This window comes from Paenibacillus sp. FSL H7-0942, assembly GCF_045040715.1.
GTDB lineage: Bacteria > Bacillota > Bacilli > Paenibacillales > Paenibacillaceae > Paenibacillus > Paenibacillus amylolyticus.
Genome location: NZ_CP150279.1, coordinates 2,561,234 through 2,575,506 on the forward strand (window position 1 = coordinate 2,561,234; position 14,273 = coordinate 2,575,506).

The following is a 14,273-nucleotide window of genomic DNA, read 5'->3' on the forward strand; positions in this document are numbered from 1 at the left end:
AGTAAAGTACGGGGGGCGCTGACGTATGAAACCAAAAAAAGTGCCGCTGCGCAAATGTGTGGCATGCCAAGAAATGATGCCCAAAAAGCAGCTGATTCGCATTGTTAAAACGCCAGAGGATGAAGTGCTGATCGATTTGACTGGCAAAAAATCCGGACGTGGTGCCTATTTATGCGGCAAAGAGTCCTGTTTTAAGCTCGCACTCAAAAACCGGGCTTTGGATCGGGCGTTAAAAGGCAAAGTCTCACCTGAAATTTACGAGCAATTAGCAGCTGACTTCATCGCGGTTGAGGATGAATTCATAGCAGCACAGGAGCGTGAACATGACTAATATTAAAACGCTGTCTTATTTGGGACTCTCTATGCGTGCAGGTAAACTTGTAACAGGTGAAGAAATTGTACTTAAAGCGATCCGTTCTTCCGAAGCTAAAATGGTTATTGTTGCGGGTGACGCCTCAGCCAATACACAAAAGAAATTTCGCGATAAATGCGGAACTTATAAGGTTCCTCTGTTGATCGGATTTGACCGGGATAGTCTGGGTTCAAGTATCGGTAAAGACACGCGTGTTGTTCTTGCAGTAACGGATCGAGGGTTTGCAAAAATGATCTCCAAGCAAGTCGGTATAATGTCGGAGGTGGAGTATATTGAGTAAACAGGAAAACAAGGATAAATTGCGGGTTTATGAATATGCGAAGTCCCTTAATATGAGTAGTAAAGAAATTATAACCATTCTTAAAAAGCTGGAAATTCCCGTAAACAATCATATGAGTGTCATGGAGAATGGTTCAGTCGGTAAGGTGGAACAATTTTTTAAAGATATAAAATCCACTGCTGCTTCGAAACAAGGCAACGATGCAAAACCAGTTGCAACTTCGGCAGTACGTAGTGACAAACCAGTGGACAGCAACAAGCCGGCCGGCGGAGTGAACACGCCGATTAGCAGCAACCCATCCGGTAGTCCCGTACAAACAAAAATACAACAGGAAAAGCAGGTAGGTATGAACAATAGACCAAATTCCAACAATAACAATGGCACTCAAAGACCCAGCGGCCAAGACAGTCGCAACAGAACGAACTCTTCCCAAGGCTCAAGCCAAGGAGGACAATCAACTAACCGTCCAAGACCAGCTCAAGGTGGACAAAGCAGTACTGCATCCCGTCCGCAAGGAACGGGTGGTCAACGTCCGAATAACAGCGGTGGCGGTCAAGTAAGAACTTCAGGCCCTAACAGCGGTGGTAATACAGGTACTGCTGGCAACCGTAGCGGTGGCCAAGGTCAGAGCCAAGGACAAGGCCAACGTAGAAGCGGCCCAGGTGGTACTACTGGCAGCAACAACAATAGTGGTAACCGTTCGAACAGCGGTGGCGGTGGACGTCGTTATGATGACAACCGTGGCGGTAACTTCCGTGGTAACCGTGGTGGCAAGAACAACCGCAACAGAAATCAACAACAGTACCAACAACGTGAGAAAATTGATAACACACCTAAGAAAATCATCGTTCGTGGTGATATGACCGTTGGTGAAACAGCGAAGTTGCTCCACAAGGATGCTTCCGAAGTTATCAAAAAGCTCATCGCTATGGGCGTTATGGCAACAATCAACCAAGAGCTTGATATCGAAACGATCCTTCTGCTTTCAGGTGAATTCGGTGTTGAGGTTGAAGTGAAGATTGTGCTTGAAGATGACCGTTTCGAAACACTGGAAGAGAATGATGATGCTGCTGACTTGCAGGCTCGTCCACCAGTAGTTACGATCATGGGTCACGTTGACCATGGTAAAACTACTTTGCTGGATGCGATTCGTTCCACGAACGTATCCGATGGCGAAGCAGGCGGAATCACGCAACATATCGGTGCATATCAAGTTGAAATTAACAACAAAAAGATCACGTTCCTGGATACTCCGGGTCACGAAGCGTTTACAGCGATGCGTGCACGTGGCGCACAAGTTACGGATATGACGATTATTGTCGTAGCTGCGGATGACGGTGTTATGCCACAGACCATTGAGGCGATTAACCATGCCAAAGCTGCTGGGCTACCAATCATCGTGGCTGTCAACAAAATTGACAAGCCGGGCGCTGATCCAGATAAAGTGAAACAAGAATTAACCAGCTATGAACTCGTTCCGGAAGAGTGGGGCGGAGATACCATCTTTGTTAACGTGTCAGCGAAACAAAGAATGGGTCTGGAAGGTCTGCTTGAAATGATTCTGCTGGTTGCAGAAGTGAATGAATACAAAGCGAACCCGGACAAACGTGCCCGTGGTACAGTGATTGAAGCCGAGCTGGATAAAGGACGTGGCCCAGTTGCACGTATCCTCGTACAGCACGGTACATTGAAAGTCGGCGATGCTTTCGTAGCAGGTAACTGCTTCGGTCGTGTTCGTGCGATGGTCAATGACAAAGGTCGCAAATTGAAAGAAGCTGGACCTTCAACACCTGTAGAAATCACAGGTCTGACTGAAGTTCCAGGTGCGGGAGATCCATTCATGGTGTTTGAAGATGAGCGCAAAGCGCGTTCCATCGCTGACAAACGTTCGATCACGCAACGTGAATCCGATCTGGGTACGCATACTCGTGTGACGTTGGACGATCTGTTCCAGCACATCAAAGATGGCGAGATCAAAGATCTGAACGTAATCATCAAAGGTGATGTACAAGGTTCGGTTGAAGCATTGAAAGGTTCCCTTGCGAAGATCGAAGTTGAAGGTGTACGCGTGAAAATCATTCATAGCGGCGCTGGTGCAATCACAGAATCCGACATCATTTTAGCTGCAGCATCCAATGCTATCGTGATCGGTTTCAACGTTCGTCCTGATAACCAGGCGAAATCAACTGCAGATCAAGAGCAAGTAGACATTCGTCTGCATCGCGTGATCTACAGTGTTATCGAAGAAATTGAACAAGCGATGAAAGGTATGCTTGATCCGATCTACAAAGAAAAAGTTATCGGTCATGCTGAAGTTCGGAGCACGTTCTCCATCAGTAAAGTGGGTACCATCGCTGGTTGTATGGTTACCTCGGGTAAAATTACGCGTTCTGCGGAAGCACGCCTGATTCGTGATGGTATTGTCCTTTACGAAGGTAAGCTGGATTCCCTGAAACGTTATAAAGATGATGCCAAAGAAGTAGCACAAGGTTACGAGTGCGGTATCACACTTGATAAATATAATGATCTCAAAGAAGGCGACGTTATCGAAGCTTTCATTATGGAGACAGTACAACGATAAGCAAGGAAGCATGAGGTGAACAACAATGGCTAAGATTCGTACAGGTAGAGTGGGCGAGCAGATCAAGAAAGAAATAAGTCTGCTCATCCAGTCTGAACTGAAAGATCCACGTATCGGCTTTATTACGGTAACGGGAGTCGAAGTGACAGGAGACTTGTCGCAAGCCAAAGTTTATCTGAGTGTCTTCGGTGAACAGGAACAAAAAGATAACACGCTGAAAGCTCTGGCAAAAGCAAATGGATTTTTGCGTTCGGAGCTGGGCAAACGTATCCGGTTCCGGCATGTTCCCGAGTTGATATTTAAGATTGACGAATCCATCGCTTATGGCAGCCGAATTGAGAAGCTGCTTGGCGATATTGGTTCCGACAAGAACGAATCCCAGTAACAGAATAGAGGAGACGGCAATGCACACTTATGAACAGGCGCTCCAGGCCGGAAAGCAATTTCTGCTGGAGCATGATGATTACCTGGTCGTGTCGCATGTACAGCCGGACGGTGACGCAGTCAGCTCGACGGTAACGGTGGGCTGGCTGCTGTCATGTCTGGGTAAGACATTCACGATGATTAATGAAGGTGAAATCCCCGGGCGCATGCAATTTTTGTGGGAAGCAGGCAACATTGTGAACATGACCGAACAACCACCGCAGCGAAAATATAAAGCTGTTATCTGTGTGGATTGTGCAGACTTTGCCAGAGTAGGTTTGACACGTCATTATTTCGAAGATGATGCTGTTATCTTGAATATTGATCATCACCCTACAAATGACGGTTATGGTACAGTCAACATCATTAAGTCAGATGCTGCTGCAACGGCTGAAATCTTGTTCGATTTTCTTAACCTGTTCCAAGTAACATGGGATCAAGATGTTGCGACGGCAGTTTATACAGGATTGCTTACCGATACAGGGGGATTCCGCTATGCCAACACCAGCCCAAATGTAATGACAACGGCCTCCAGACTGCTTGAACATGGCGTGGATGGACCCTATCTCGCCCAAACCTTGTTGGAGCAGGTGACTCTTCCGCAAGTTCGGATTTTGAATCAGGCACTATCAAGCCTGCAGATGACAGATGATGGAAAGATAGCCTGGGTTGTTATTACACCAGATGATATGGTGGCTTGTGGAGCAGCTAATGAAGATCTTGAAGGGGTAGTGAACTATCCGCGCAACATTCAGGGCGTGGAAGTTGGTATCTTTTTCAAAGTCATCAACGAGAATGCAGTCAAGGTTTCTTTGCGTTCAGCTGGTAAAATTGATGTTGCTGCACTAGCACAGACCTTTGGCGGAGGCGGGCATGTGCTCGCAGCCGGATGTCGTCTGGAAGGCAGACTTGATGATATTATCGCAAAAGTACTGAAGCAGGTGAATTCACAATGGTAAAGCCATTTGAAGGTGTACTTCCGGTATATAAACCGGCGGGATTTACTTCTCATGATGTTGTAGCCAAAATGCGTCGCATTCTCAAAATGAAGCGCATTGGGCATACGGGCACACTTGACCCACAAGTTACAGGCGTTCTGCCGCTCTGTCTTGGACGGGCGACACGTGTGGTGGAGTACATGCAGGAGCTTCCGAAGGAATATCTGGCTACGCTGAGATTGGGACTGTCTACTGACACAGAGGATATGACAGGGGAAGTCATTGAGCGGGCTGAAACGACTGTGGAAGTAACACAGGAACAGGTTCAACAGGTGCTTGAGCAGTTTCTGGGCACGATCTCACAGGTACCACCCATGTATTCTGCGGTAAAGGTAGACGGCAAACGTCTTTATGAGCTTGCTCGTGAAGGTAAGACGGTAGAGCGTAAGAGCCGTGAGGTCACAATCTATGAGCTCGAACTTACAGGGATTGAGACTCAGGGTGAGACCACCGATATATCCTTCCGGGCCTTATGTTCAAAAGGTACTTATATTCGGACATTGTGTGTAGACATTGGCCGGCAACTCGGATATCCATCAACCATGGTTCAACTGGAGCGTACGATATCGGCAGGTATCTCTGCAGATCGTTGTCTTCGAATTGAAGAAGTGGAACAACTTATGGCTGACGGGACTTTGGCGGAGGCGCTGATTCCTGTTGACGAGGCTATTGCTTCAATTCCGGCCCATAAGGTTGGAGAAGAACAGACCAAAGGAGCACTTCAAGGTCAGAAACTGTCTGCACGTCTTCTGGAACCGCCTGTAGAGCAACCTGGTTTATTGCGGTTGTATGCTCAGGATGGTACGTTTCTGGGGATATTTGAACGGGATGAACTAAAACCAACGGTGAGGGCAGTTAAAGTCTTTTTGCCGGAATAAAGAGGTTTCGGGCTTGGAGTTGTGGTGATGCTCTGGCTTGGCCTATCTAGTGAAATGCAGGTGAATGATTGTGAAAACCGTAATGCTAACCTATCCGCAGACGTTACATTCGACTGAGCTGAGCACACTGCCCCAAGTGCTTGCGATTGGTCAATTCGACGGACTGCATCTCGGACATGCAAGTGTCATTTTATCAGCTGTCCGCATTGCGCGGGAAACGGGCATGCAGGCAGCGGTCATGACCTTTCATCCACATCCGAAGGAAGTTATGCGCAAAGGGGATTACGAGGGTTATTTAACTCCCTTGAGAGATAAAGAAGAGATCTTGGCAGGAATGGGCGTTGATGTACTCTATGTGGTGGAGTTCAATGAAGATTTCTCACGGTTGACGCCGCAACAATTCGTACACGACTTGTTGATTCCTCTTCAGACACGAACAGCGGTGGTGGGTTTTGACTTCCGTTTTGGTCACAAGGGTGCAGGGGATGAACAACTTCTTCGTACTTTGGGAGAAGGAGAGATGACGGTGGAAACCGTTCCTCCTTTCTTGTTGAATGGTGAAAAAGTGAGCAGTTCTCTCATTCGTGGCCTGTTGAAGCGTGGGGAGATGGATGAGGCCAGTCAGTGGCTTGGCCGACCTTACAGCATCAGAGGAACCGTCATTCACGGGGAGAAGCGTGGACGAACGATTGGATTTCCTACAGCCAACCTTGAACTCACGGATCATTACGTTACCCCGTCGAAGGGTGTTTACGCTGTTCGTGTGCAGTATGGCGAACAGGAACTGCATGGCGTAATGAATCTCGGTGTGAAACCTACGTTTCACGAAAGTGGGATGAAACCTACGTTTGAAGTGCACCTGCTTGATTTTGATGGACACTTGTATGACCAGGAACTAAAGGTTGAGCTCGTTCACTATATTCGTGCAGAACGAAAGTTTGACTCCATTGAGGCATTGATTAGCCAGATTCGTGAAGATGCATTAACTGCCGGCCGCCTGTTATCTTAAAGGTTCAGGATTAAATGCATGTTTACATTTACTTTAACTAGGCAATTATGATATACTGTACTACGTTGTCGATTGAGGCAACATTAACCTTGGCTTGGTTGCTTGCTCTCACCGGCGGTGACGAGGCTAATGGCGATTATATTGAAGGAGGTGAACAGGATGGCATTGACTCAAGAACGTAAACAACAACTGATCGACGAGCACAAAACTCACGAGTCCGATACAGGATCTCCAGAGGTGCAAGTTGCTATCCTTACGGAAAACATCACAAGTTTGACAAACCACTTGCGTACGCATAAGAAAGACCACCACTCACGTCGTGGACTTTTGAAAATGGTAGGTCAACGTCGTAAGCTTTTGGCTTATGTGAAAAACAAAGATGTTAAACGTTACAGCGCACTGATCGAAAAACTCGGATTGCGTCGTTAATTATCGTACATGTTTTCAAAATCAACCTGGCTGTTATCCGTCATTCTTTTGTCTAAAAGGACAAGCGGAACCTACAGCCGGGTTGTTTTGTAGATGAACATGTTGCCATATATTTGTAGATGGGGCTCCGTGAGGAGCTTTTGTTGTGCAGGTTAGCATGTTGAAAGATCCATACATAGCTAATGAATGCAGGACAAGCAGGAAATACTGTAAATATGCAGAATCCATTGAATTAGGAACGAATAAAAGGAGGGGTTTCATGGAACAGCGTGTTGAAATGCAGCTTGGTGGAAGAAAGCTTACGCTTGAGACCGGGCGTTTGGCCAAGCAGGCTAATGCTGCCGTTAAGGTAACATACGGGGATACCGTGGTATTGTGTACCGTGACAGCATCAAGTGAGCCGAAAGATCTGGACTTTTTCCCATTAACGGTGAACTATGAAGAAAGATTGTACGCCGTAGGTAAAATCCCGGGAGGATTTATTAAACGTGAAGGCAGACCGAGTGAGAAAGCGATTCTTTCAAGCCGTCTGACAGACCGTCCAATTCGTCCTTTGTTCCCGGAAGGCTTCCGGAATGATGTACAAGTTCTGAATATCGTTATGAGTGTGGATCAGGACTGCGAACCGCAAATCGCTGCAATGATTGGTACATCAGCAGCATTGAGCATTTCGGATGTTCCATTCAGCGGACCGATTGGTGGCGTGAAAGTTGGACGTATTGATGGCGAGTTCATCATTAACCCAACGATTGCACAGCTTGAAGTTAGTGATATTGAACTGGTTGTTGCAGGAACCAAGGATGCCATCATGATGGTTGAGGCCGAAGCAAACGAAGTGCCGGAAGAAGTGATGCTCGAAGCAATCATGTTTGGACATGATGAGATCCAAAACATTATTGCTGTAATCGAACAACTTGTACAAGTTGCTGGAAAAGAAAAAATGGCTGTTAAGTTGCGTACCGTTAATGCTGAAGTTAACAACAGTGTGCGTGAATTCGCCAGCGCTCGTCTGGTCGAAGCGGTTAAAATCGCCGAGAAGCATGCTCGTCAAGATGCAATCGATGTAGTGAATGACGAAACCGTTGCTCACTTTGAAGAGAAATATATTGAAAGTCCGGAATTGTTCAAAGACGTGAAGGAAGTTCTGCACGATATCGTCAAAGAAGAAGTGCGCCGTCTGATCACGCATGATAAAGTTCGTCCGGATGGACGTGGACTTGCTGAAATTCGCCCAATTGAATGTGATACATCTCTGTTGCCACGTGCACATGGTACAGGACTGTTTACGCGCGGTCAAACGCAAGCACTTAGCGTTTGTACACTTGGTGCACTGGGTGATGTTCAGATTTTGGACGGAATCAGTCTTGAAGAAACGAAACGATTCATGCATCACTATAACTTCCCACCATTCAGCGTAGGTGAAGCTCGTCCATTGCGGGCTCCGGGCCGTCGTGAAATCGGACATGGTGCTCTGGGTGAGCGTGCTCTTTCCAAAGTAATCCCTTCCGAAACGGATTTCCCATACACGATTCGTTTGGTATCTGAAGTTCTGGAATCCAACGGCTCATCATCTCAGGCAAGTATCTGTGCCAGCACTTTAGCTATGATGGATGCAGGTGTACCAATCAAAGCTCCAGTTGCGGGTGTAGCTATGGGTCTGATCAAAGATGGAGATCATGTATCCATTCTGAGTGATATTCAAGGTATGGAAGATCACCTCGGTGACATGGACTTTAAAGTAGCTGGAACACCTGAAGGTGTAACTGCAATCCAAATGGACATCAAAATTGCTGGTATTAATCGTCAAATTTTGTCTGATGCATTGGCGCAAGCCAAAGAAGGTCGTATGCACATTTTGGGCAAAATGAACGAAATTTTGAAAACTCCACGTGAGCAGTTATCACAATATGCGCCTAAAATTACAACGATGCATATCAATCCGGACAAAATCCGTGATGTTATCGGTGCAGGTGGTAAAATTATCAATAAAATCATCGAAGAAACCGGTGTTAAAATTGATATTGAACAGGATGGACGTGTCTTTATCGCTTCTTCCAACCAGGAGATGAATGATAAAGCCAAAGCGATCATCGAAGGTATTGTGCGCGAAGTATTGGTCGGCGAGATTTATGTCGGTAAAGTAAAACGCGTAGAAAAATTCGGTGCATTTGTTGAAGTACTTCCGAACAAAGAAGGTCTGGTACACATCTCGCAACTGTCAACTGAACGTGTTGCCAAAGTGGAAGATGTTGTAGCTATCGGTGATTCCATTACGGTAAAAGTAACGGAAATTGACCCACAAGGTCGAATCAACTTGTCCCGTAAAGCAGTTTTGACTGCTGAAGCTCCGGCTCAATCCTAGGATACCGAAGCGACAGGTTATAAATGGATAGATTGAATGAAGAGACAGAATGTGAATTTCTGGCTCTTTTTTTAACGTTTAAATACGTAAAGCAAGGATGAAACTATGGCTCAGCATTCATATTTTTGCCCTTGTCCTCATATGATGGGGACAAAGACGGCGGGAGGATGGAGCTGTGGGAAACCAATCCAAAAAGCTGGCGGCTGTTCTGGCGGGTGTGACTGCGGTCATATTGATCGGACAAGTTGGCAGTGTACGTACATACATTACGGAGATCCGTGATGGGCCAGGTACGCAAAATGCTTTTGACATGTTTAAGGAGGCAACTGGAGAAGATGCGCTGTTGTCTGCGATTCGGGATAAAGCGGCTGAAACGAAAATTGCTCCGGTAAATGCCAGAGTGGATCGGGTATGGAAAGCGATTCCTGGTTATAATGGCATGGAGATTGATGTGGAAGCGACATACCGTAAGGCGCTGAGTGGAACATTGAATACCAAAATAGCGTATGTCTACCGTCAGATTGAGCCGGAGATCCAGCTTAAGGATTTGGGTGCACATCCGATCTATCGGGGGAATGCAAACAAACCGATGGTTTCTTTTATGATTAATGTGGCCTGGGGGAACGAATACATTAAACCGATGCTGGATACGCTCGATGCCGAGAAAGTGAAGGCTACTTTTTTTCTGGATGGAAGTTGGTTAAGCAAAAATGTTGAACTGGCTAAAGAAATTCAGAAACGTGGGCATGAGATGTCCAACCATGCTTATTCTCACCCTAATATGAGTCGATTGAGCGCAGAACGGGCCAAGCTGGAAATTAGCAAAACCCAGGATCTGCTCCATAAAACACTGGGCGTAGAGAATCGTTGGTTTGCTCCGCCTTCCGGTGACTTTAATCAGAAGACCGTTGACATTGCTTCATCCATGGGACTGCACACCGTGTTATGGACAGTAGATACTGTGGATTGGCGTAAGCCAAGCCCAGATGCCGTTGTTGCCAAAATTGCAAAAAATACCGAGGCTGGAACGTTAATTCTAATGCACCCTACAGCTGCTTCTTCGGGAGCTTTAAAGGGCATGATTCAATCCATACGGGCCAAAGGTCTGGTGCTCGGAACAGTAAGTGAGACGCTGTCTTCGGAACGTGTAAATACGTCTGCGGTTGAGTGAACGTTGTTTTTTTGTTAATATCAAACAGTTGGAACCAAATGTCGATTTCAATTTTAAGGTTGAGATCAAGGCAATTATAGAGATGTAGGAGGGCCAACCATGAAAAAAATTCAGCTGGGCAATGGCCTCAGAGTTGTCATGGAACAGATACCGACCTGCCGTTCTGTGTCTTTCGGAATATGGGTCAAGACAGGTTCGCGCAATGAGCAACCTGCAAGTAACGGAGTATCACATTTTATTGAACACATGTTATTCAAGGGAACAGATCGTTATGATGCCAAGGCGATTGCGGAGCAGTTCGATGCGATTGGCGGTAACGTGAATGCATTCACTTCCAAAGAATATACGTGTTATTATGCTAAAGTGTTGGATGAACATTTGCCGATTGCGGTTGATGTATTGTCTGATATGTTTTTCCGCTCCAAAATGGATGATGGTGAATTGATCAAGGAGAAAAACGTCATTCTGGAAGAAATCTCGATGTATGAAGATACGCCTGATGATATGGTTCATGATCTGATGGCCTTGGCCGCCTATGGTGAGCATCCACTCGCATACCCAATCCTGGGTACGGAAGAACGTCTCAAAGCGATGGATTCCAGTCATCTGCGTGCATATATGAAGGAGCACTACACGATTGAGAACACGGTCATTAGTATCGCGGGTAATATTGATGACAGTGTAATCGATCTGATGGAGAAGCATTTTGGTGCTTTTGATGTAAATGGAGTATCGGAAGCAGTCACGATGCCAGCCTTCCAAAGCGGACAGCTCTTTCACAAAAAGAAAACGGAACAGAATCATATCTGTATTTCGTTCCCGGGCTGTAAAATCGGAGATCCGCTGCAATTCGCTATGGTTGTTCTGAATAACGCCATTGGTGGAGGCATGAGCTCCAGGCTGTTCCAGGAAATTCGTGAGAAACGGGGTCTTGCGTACTCCGTGTATTCCTATCATAGCTCTCATGCGGACAGCGGACTTTTCACGATATACGCAGGTACAGCACCGAAACAGACCAAAGAAGTGCTCGATCTGACCAAAGAGGTTCTACGCGACCTGGCTGTTAACGGCTTGTCCGAAGATGAACTTCGTAAAGGAAAAGAACAGCTGAAAGGCAGCTTGATTCTAAGCTTGGAAAGCACAGGCAGTCGCATGAATCGTCTGGGTAAAAACGAGCTCATGCTGGGCAGACACCATACACTGGATGAGATGATTGCCAAAATTGAGCAAGTTACCATGGACGATATTAACGCGGTACTAGATCTGATGTTTGCTGAACCTTTTGCACTTGCTATGGTTGGCGCTTCAGATAAAACGATCGCTGGATTGAGAAGGGATGATTTTGTTGCATTACGTTCAAATACAGAAACTGCCGGGCAATGAAGATATTAAACTGCCTCAAAAAATGTCGGAGCTGGCATCCGGCTTTGATGTAGTAGCTGCACTTCAGGAAGACGTTGTATTGCAGCCGGGTCAGCGTACGCTGATTCCTACCGGACTTGCGATGGCAATGCCAGCTGGATTGGAAGCTCAGATCCGTCCTCGGAGCGGACTGGCTTTCAAACATGGAATAACCTGCCTCAACACACCGGGGACCATTGATGCGGATTATCGCGGAGAAGTTAAAGTGCTGTTGATTAATCTGGGTCAGGAACCGTTCACGATTGTACGGGGAGAGCGCATTGCACAGATCGTCTTCCAGACCGTGCCTGCGGTTGAATTGACGGAAGTGAATGAACTTTCGGAAACGGTACGGGGCGAAGGCGGATTCGGTCATACCGGGAAATAAGTAGCGTAAGTATTACTCATACTTTAGAGTCGTCCCTGACAGGGGCGGCTCTTTTTTACATTTGAGAAACGGACGGTGGAATGCAATTATTGTTTTCACCCCCCTGTGGGCCCCTGCATACGATAAGGCATACATGTGGTGAAAGGAGTGACGTCCCGATGCTGACCGGAGTCCGGATTGTAGTCCTGGGCGGAGATGCGCGGCAGCTTGAAGTCATTCAAAAGTGCGCTGAGCTGGATGCAACGGTAAGTGTGGTGGGTTTCGATAAAATAGAACGTTCCATTCCAGGGATCGAGCACCAGGAACTGGAGGATGAAGTGTTTGCTTCCGCAGATGTGCTCGTGCTGCCTGTTGTCGGTTGCGATGAGCAGGGAAAAGTAAGTACTTCATTCAGTGACACACCGATCTATTTGAAAAAGGAACATATTGCAGCATTACCAGAGCATTGTATTGTGTTCACGGGTATGGCAAAGCCGTTCTTGCGCGAACTTTGTCTTGAAAATGGGCTGCGACTTGTTGAAGTACTTGATCGTGATGATATTGCACTTTATAACTCTATTCCAACAGCTGAGGGAGCCATCGCCATAGCTATTCGGGAGACGGACTTCACAATCCATGGTTCGGAATGCATTGTGCTTGGCATTGGTCGAACAGGATTCACAATGGCCAAAACACTGCAGGGACTTGGAGCAAATGTACGGGTGGGAATCAGGCGGGAAGAGGATGCTGCCCGCGCTACAATAATGGGCTGGAAGCCTTTCATGACAACGGATTTGGCCGCTCAGACCGGGGAAGTTGACTTGCTTTTTAATACGATACCGACTATGATAATCACAGCACAAATCCTGTCCAGAATGCCGCAAAAGGCTGTCATTATCGACCTCGCATCCGCTCCTGGCGGCTGTGATTTCAGGTATGCCGACAAACGCGGTATCAAAGCGCTACTTGCGCCTGGCCTCCCCGGCATTGTTGCTCCCAAAACGGCTGGCGGCATTATTGCCGACGCGTTGATCCGTTTGCTTTTGGAAGAACAGAACGCACGGGAGGTTAAATCATGAACTGGCAGGGAAAAACGGTAGGTTATGCAATTACGGGTTCTCATTGTACGTTTGAAGAGGTTATGCCGGTAATTAGCCGCTTCGTAGCTGAAGGTGCCAACGTCATTCCGATTATTTCGAATTCGGTTCTGACGACGGATACACGCTTTGGTACGGCGCAAAATTGGCAAAAACAGTTGAAAGATATAACAGGTAATGATATCATTTCTACAATTGTTGAAGCGGAGCCATTAGGGCCTTCCAAGCTGCTTGATGTGCTGGTTATTGCTCCATGCACAGGGAATACAACAAGTAAGCTGGCTAATGCGATGACCGACAGTCCAGTGCTAATGGCAGCCAAAGCGCAGATGCGCAATCAGCGTCCGCTTGTGCTCGCGATTTCCACGAATGACGGTCTGGGCTTGAATGCTGCGAATATCGCCAAATTGCTTGTGGCTAAATACTTGTATTTTGTGCCATTTGGGCAGGACGATCCAGTGAAAAAACCAAACTCGTTAGTCGCCAAAATGGAATTGATTCCAGAGGCTTGCTGGAGTGCTCTTGAGGGCAAACAGTTGCAGCCGATGATTGTGGAGCGTTCTTCACAGGCTTGATGGAACAATGATTCGGTGACAACGTTTATACGCTTGGAGAAATGAAGAAGGGTTCGAGAGACAAAGAAAATCATGGGGGACAATATGCTGGATTGAACAGCTACTATGTCCACGTTCCTGTCTATAAGGCATTCCTGCTTGCGGGCAGTACAGGTTAAGCAAGCGGGAGAGGTCTATTGTGAATGTATGCATCATGACCTCGATAACAACCGCGACCTTTGATTTGCGATTGTCCCAGACAATTACAGAAAATAAGGAGCGGCATGGAATGCCGTATAAAATGCTGAAATTATCGCATCAGAACGCTCCCTAGAGTGATCCATTTGTTG

The 14,273-nt window shown here is 46.7% G+C and carries 14 protein-coding genes; all 14 read left to right on the plus strand.

Going from position 1 to position 14,273, the window contains the following annotated elements:
- Positions 1-25: 25 nt before the first annotated feature.
- The 14 genes from rnpM to MHI48_RS11645 all read left to right on the plus strand — a co-directional run bounded on the left by rnpM (position 26) and on the right by MHI48_RS11645 (position 13,944).
- The gene (gene rnpM / locus MHI48_RS11580; RefSeq protein WP_036609307.1) at positions 26-331 is read left to right on the plus strand and encodes an RNase P modulator RnpM; all 306 of its coding nucleotides are present in this window, start codon (positions 26-28) and stop codon (positions 329-331) included.
- Entirely contained in the window at positions 324-653 is a 330-nt protein-coding gene (locus MHI48_RS11585) for a ribosomal L7Ae/L30e/S12e/Gadd45 family protein (protein ID WP_017689142.1), read from the plus strand. The genes rnpM and MHI48_RS11585 overlap by 8 nt, the downstream gene beginning before the upstream one ends.
- Positions 646-3,234 (plus strand): translation initiation factor IF-2, encoded by a 2,589-nt coding sequence (infB, locus tag MHI48_RS11590; protein WP_036609305.1) that lies wholly within the window; start codon positions 646-648, stop codon positions 3,232-3,234. Before MHI48_RS11585 ends, infB begins: the two co-directional genes overlap by 8 nt.
- A gap of 25 nt (positions 3,235-3,259) precedes the next feature.
- Positions 3,260-3,619, plus strand: coding sequence for a 30S ribosome-binding factor RbfA (gene rbfA, locus MHI48_RS11595; RefSeq protein ID WP_017689140.1), 360 nt, complete (start codon positions 3,260-3,262; stop codon positions 3,617-3,619).
- A gap of 19 nt (positions 3,620-3,638) precedes the next feature.
- Positions 3,639-4,616, plus strand: a complete 978-nt coding sequence (locus MHI48_RS11600; protein WP_405143995.1) for a bifunctional oligoribonuclease/PAP phosphatase NrnA — start codon at positions 3,639-3,641, stop codon at positions 4,614-4,616.
- Positions 4,610-5,533, plus strand: a complete 924-nt coding sequence (truB, locus tag MHI48_RS11605) for a tRNA pseudouridine(55) synthase TruB (protein ID WP_036670396.1) — start codon at positions 4,610-4,612, stop codon at positions 5,531-5,533. The genes MHI48_RS11600 and truB overlap by 7 nt, the downstream gene beginning before the upstream one ends.
- Positions 5,534-5,603: 70 nt before the next feature.
- A complete protein-coding gene (locus tag MHI48_RS11610) occupies positions 5,604-6,542 on the plus strand; it encodes a bifunctional riboflavin kinase/FAD synthetase (RefSeq protein ID WP_076327368.1) in 939 nt (312 codons plus the stop codon).
- A gap of 159 nt (positions 6,543-6,701) precedes the next feature.
- Positions 6,702-6,971 carry a 30S ribosomal protein S15 gene (gene rpsO, locus MHI48_RS11615; RefSeq protein ID WP_036609297.1) on the plus strand — a complete coding sequence of 90 codons (270 nt, stop codon included), beginning with the start codon at positions 6,702-6,704 and terminating at the stop codon, positions 6,969-6,971.
- 259 nt (positions 6,972-7,230) lie between these two features.
- Complete coding sequence (pnp, locus tag MHI48_RS11620; protein WP_074094584.1) at positions 7,231-9,333, plus strand: polyribonucleotide nucleotidyltransferase; 2,103 nt, start codon at positions 7,231-7,233, stop codon at positions 9,331-9,333.
- Between the two features lie 175 nt (positions 9,334-9,508).
- Entirely contained in the window at positions 9,509-10,504 is a 996-nt protein-coding gene (locus MHI48_RS11625) for a polysaccharide deacetylase family protein (protein ID WP_127543747.1), read from the plus strand.
- Between the two features lie 99 nt (positions 10,505-10,603).
- Positions 10,604-11,887 carry a pitrilysin family protein gene (locus tag MHI48_RS11630; RefSeq protein WP_036670399.1) on the plus strand — a complete coding sequence of 428 codons (1,284 nt, stop codon included), beginning with the start codon at positions 10,604-10,606 and terminating at the stop codon, positions 11,885-11,887.
- Complete coding sequence (gene dut / locus MHI48_RS11635) at positions 11,847-12,293, plus strand: dUTP diphosphatase (RefSeq protein WP_017689132.1); 447 nt, start codon at positions 11,847-11,849, stop codon at positions 12,291-12,293. Before MHI48_RS11630 ends, dut begins: the two co-directional genes overlap by 41 nt.
- 158 nt (positions 12,294-12,451) lie before the next feature.
- Positions 12,452-13,351: a dipicolinate synthase subunit DpsA gene (gene dpsA / locus MHI48_RS11640; RefSeq protein ID WP_017689131.1), complete on the plus strand. Its 900-nt coding sequence runs from the start codon at positions 12,452-12,454 to the stop codon at positions 13,349-13,351.
- A complete protein-coding gene (locus MHI48_RS11645; protein ID WP_062833836.1) occupies positions 13,348-13,944 on the plus strand; it encodes a dipicolinate synthase subunit B in 597 nt (198 codons plus the stop codon). The genes dpsA and MHI48_RS11645 overlap by 4 nt, the downstream gene beginning before the upstream one ends.
- The last annotated feature ends 329 nt before the right edge of the window (positions 13,945-14,273 follow it).

Excerpts from the sequence above, each read along its gene's own strand:
- rnpM (WP_036609307.1), top strand. The coding sequence starts at position 26 with ATGAAACCAAAAAAAGTGCCGCTGCGCAAATGTGTGGCATGCCAAGAA.
- MHI48_RS11585 (WP_017689142.1), top strand. The coding sequence starts at position 324 with ATGACTAATATTAAAACGCTGTCTTATTTGGGACTCTCTATGCGTGCA.
- rbfA (WP_017689140.1), top strand. The coding sequence starts at position 3,260 with ATGGCTAAGATTCGTACAGGTAGAGTGGGCGAGCAGATCAAGAAAGAA.
- MHI48_RS11600 (WP_405143995.1), top strand. The coding sequence starts at position 3,639 with ATGCACACTTATGAACAGGCGCTCCAGGCCGGAAAGCAATTTCTGCTG.
- truB (WP_036670396.1), top strand. The coding sequence starts at position 4,610 with ATGGTAAAGCCATTTGAAGGTGTACTTCCGGTATATAAACCGGCGGGA.
- rpsO (WP_036609297.1), top strand. The coding sequence starts at position 6,702 with ATGGCATTGACTCAAGAACGTAAACAACAACTGATCGACGAGCACAAA.
- pnp (WP_074094584.1), top strand. The coding sequence starts at position 7,231 with ATGGAACAGCGTGTTGAAATGCAGCTTGGTGGAAGAAAGCTTACGCTT.
- MHI48_RS11630 (WP_036670399.1), top strand. The coding sequence starts at position 10,604 with ATGAAAAAAATTCAGCTGGGCAATGGCCTCAGAGTTGTCATGGAACAG.
- dpsA (WP_017689131.1), top strand. The coding sequence starts at position 12,452 with ATGCTGACCGGAGTCCGGATTGTAGTCCTGGGCGGAGATGCGCGGCAG.
- MHI48_RS11645 (WP_062833836.1), top strand. The coding sequence starts at position 13,348 with ATGAACTGGCAGGGAAAAACGGTAGGTTATGCAATTACGGGTTCTCAT.